Here is a 2,900-nt window from a genome sequence, read left to right on the forward strand (position 1 = left end):
CCCTTCCATGCGGCCGACTGTTGCGGCCAGGTCATTGCGCTCCTTGGCGAACTGGTCAGCGCGGGCCTCGGCAAGCTTGCGGGCCTCGCGCTCCGAGTCGAGCAGCTCATTCAGCCGGCGGACGGTGCCTATGTCGGCATTGTCCATGGCGCGGTCAGCGGCATCCTTTGAGAGGAACTTACGCAGCCAGAGGAAGCCACCCAGCAATACGGTGCCCGTGCCGCCCAGCCAGGTAGCTGTGCCTGGGCCGAGGTCGGTTGGGTCCATTCTTAACTCCGGAAACGAAAAAGCCCCGGCAAATGCCGAGGCTTCAATAAAAAAACCCGGCCTTTCGACCGGGCATCCCGAACCGCCTTGCCGACCCGTGTTGCCACGAGCATGTGCAGTTCGGATAGCCATACTGCCATGTAATCGCTGTATCCGCTACGTCAGCTGGAGACGCGGGTCACCGGTGAACCGCAAAAGCTCAACGCAGATAAAGCTTTACGCTTGCGGGGCGGGAACTTCATCAACGCTGATGCAGTGCTCAATTTCGGTGATCTTCACAAGGGCCTGCTCTGCGAGCGGATAAGCGCCAAACACCCGACCTTGGTAGAACACAACCCATACGAACTCTACCGGTTCAGAGCCACCGAAAGTGCGAACCAGATCTTGGAACCTCTCAGCCAAGTCATCGAAATGCATCTGCGCCATGCCACGCAACACCATGCTGAACGCTCCTTCACTCAAAGCTGCATTCTGCGCTCAGTGAAATGTGTGGGCAACTCGGGGCTTGATTTCAAGGGTGCAGAGGGCCGGTGCTTACCCGGCTTGATGGGCTGGATCGCTGGGTCACGTACCCCAGCCTCTCATCGCGTAACCGATCAGGGAGCGCACGGCTTTGATCAATGCCACTACCGACTTAGCCCAGCTGCCTGGGCGTGTCATCTGCATAAAACGGGACGGCCGACACAGCCAAGATCCTCGGCATTGCCTAGACTGCAGCCCAGACCGACATGATAGGAATCGTGATGAGATTTAGAATTGACTATTTCCTGAGGGGAAAGGAGCGATGGTGGTGCTGCGAGGCATCAACTGACACCCTATCGCTCGATGATGCTTTGCTCGCACTCATCACGCTCCACATGTCCTATGAGGACCAGGTATTGCGCGTCGATCTGCCTCGCACCTCAGCTCTGGATCACATTCAGCTGGCGAAGGAGCTCGGTATCTCAGACGTGAGAGTGAGCCCCTCAATAACAAAAAACCCCGATTTGTAGGTCGGGGTTCGTCTGTGTCGTGCTGCTTGCAAGCCGCATAAACGAAAAGCCCAGCACGACGGCGGGGCTATGTTGAATCTTAAGAGTAATTTGCCAAAGGCAAAACTCTAACAGTGGCGATACGGTATCACCAGCCGCACGGGAACGCAATAGGCCCTCAAGCGGCACTCTTCATTTCGTAAATTACGGCCGCAACTGGTCCGAGCGCCATCCGATCCACATCCTCACAGCAGTCGAACGCCAGCCGCACGAACCCACCCCAGTCGCGCTCCCAGTTGGCTGATTCCAGTCTTACCCCGTAGTGAGCATCCAGCCAGGCCCTGAAACCTTCCGGCGACGCCAGGGGGTCATCGTTGGCCGACTGGCCGCCCTGGTGCATGTAGCGGTACCGGGTCATGACTCCCTTCACCACGTACTCGAGCTTTTCGCGCTTGGCGGCGGTCATGCGCGGCGACTTGCTCTGCACCAGGCTGAAGATCACTTCCTCTGCTGTCTCTCGGGTGTCGTCATCCAGGCGCGGGTTGTACATGAAGTTGCCAAAGGAGCGGACCTGGCTGTGCAGCTTGCCGATCGCCGACTGCACTCGCCCGGCAAGCGCCTGGTGCACCGCGTGGCTCGCACTGCGCTGCTTGTCGGTGGTCTGCACCATTGCTCCCAGCAGGCCCAGTTGCTCGATGAATGCACCCTGGCTATCCCAAGCCGTGTAGAGGCAGTCGTGCCATGCCTGGCGTGCGCTGTTCAGTTTCATCGGGCACCCTCCTCGCGCTTGCGCTTCATTGCGATCAACTGGCCGCGCCCAAGGCACCAGGTCGAAGCGATTGCCATGGCCAGCAGGAAGATGCAGGCCGTATCGGTGATGGTCCAGTTCATGCTGTCTCCTCAGGCTCGTCATTGCGCGGGAAAAGGTTCAGCCGCTCGTTATCGCCTGCGTCATACAGGCTCCGAGCCTTGGCGTGGCGATCATTCCAGCGCTCGGCAGCAATGCGCATAACATCAAGTACGGTAAGGTCGAAAATGTGCTCGAAGGTGCTCAGGGAGCACGAATCGATGTTTGGCCCCTGCGCACCGCAGTCATGGCACCAAACGTGCGCCGAGTAGTCCTCGTCGAAATGCTCTGTCTGCGGCCTGTCGATCGCCACGGGCGAGTTAGTGACGAAGTCAAAAGCCGAAATGCAGGGGGGGCCTTCGCAGAATGGGCAAGGTGCCAACTTGATTTGTTCGGTCATGCCGCTGCCCTCCTCAGGTCTTTGAGCTTCTGCCTGTACAGGGCCTTGATGGCCTTCAAGTCTTCGATGGTGTAGCGCTTGGCCTCATGAGGCCCTTCGATCCAATCGACCCGTTCTTGGCCAATGCGGCGGATCAGCTCCAGGCGGTATTCCACGATGTTTCCCGACAGCTGCGTGTTGCAGGGCGAGCACTGCTTGTGCACGTTGAGCGGATCGAAGCGAAGCTCAGGACAGGCAGCGGTCGTGCGATAGTGGCCAGCGTCATATTTGCCTTGGTGATGCCGCCCGCAGCTGATGCACGGCTGATCGGCGTCACGCAGGCGAACCCAGGCGTTGAACGCCTGCTGCGCCTCGCGCATGTAGTCGCCGCGGCTCTTGAGCTTCTCCTTGCGCACCTTGACCTCGCGGCGCTCGC

The 2,900-nt window shown here is 59.2% G+C and carries 6 protein-coding genes; all 6 read right to left on the reverse strand.

What is annotated here, in order from left to right:
* The coding region (locus DN387_RS25945; RefSeq protein WP_254506427.1) for a chemotaxis protein at window positions 1-267 on the reverse strand (267 nt) is incomplete at its 3' end.
* Between the two features lie 216 nt (window positions 268-483).
* Entirely contained in the window at window positions 484-708 is a 225-nt protein-coding gene (locus DN387_RS25950; protein ID WP_054915224.1) for a hypothetical protein, read from the reverse strand.
* A 708-nt stretch (window positions 709-1,416) separates the two neighbouring features.
* Complete coding sequence (locus DN387_RS25955; protein WP_054915226.1) at window positions 1,417-2,007, reverse strand: hypothetical protein; 591 nt, start codon at window positions 2,005-2,007, stop codon at window positions 1,417-1,419.
* On the reverse strand, window positions 2,004-2,129 hold the full coding sequence (locus DN387_RS26105) for a hypothetical protein (RefSeq protein ID WP_256213412.1): 126 nt from the start codon (window positions 2,127-2,129) through the stop codon (window positions 2,004-2,006). The genes DN387_RS25955 and DN387_RS26105 overlap by 4 nt, the downstream gene beginning before the upstream one ends.
* Window positions 2,126-2,485 carry a Lar family restriction alleviation protein gene (locus DN387_RS25960; protein WP_054915227.1) on the reverse strand — a complete coding sequence of 120 codons (360 nt, stop codon included), beginning with the start codon at window positions 2,483-2,485 and terminating at the stop codon, window positions 2,126-2,128. The genes DN387_RS26105 and DN387_RS25960 overlap by 4 nt, the downstream gene beginning before the upstream one ends.
* A partial coding sequence (locus DN387_RS25965; protein WP_254506428.1) for a recombination protein NinG occupies window positions 2,482-2,900 on the reverse strand: 419 nt, incomplete at its 5' end. The genes DN387_RS25960 and DN387_RS25965, both read right to left, overlap by 4 nt.

It is taken from the genome of Pseudomonas sp. FBF18 (genome assembly GCF_024261405.1).
GTDB classification, from domain to species: Bacteria; Pseudomonadota; Gammaproteobacteria; order Pseudomonadales; family Pseudomonadaceae; genus Aquipseudomonas; species Aquipseudomonas palmensis.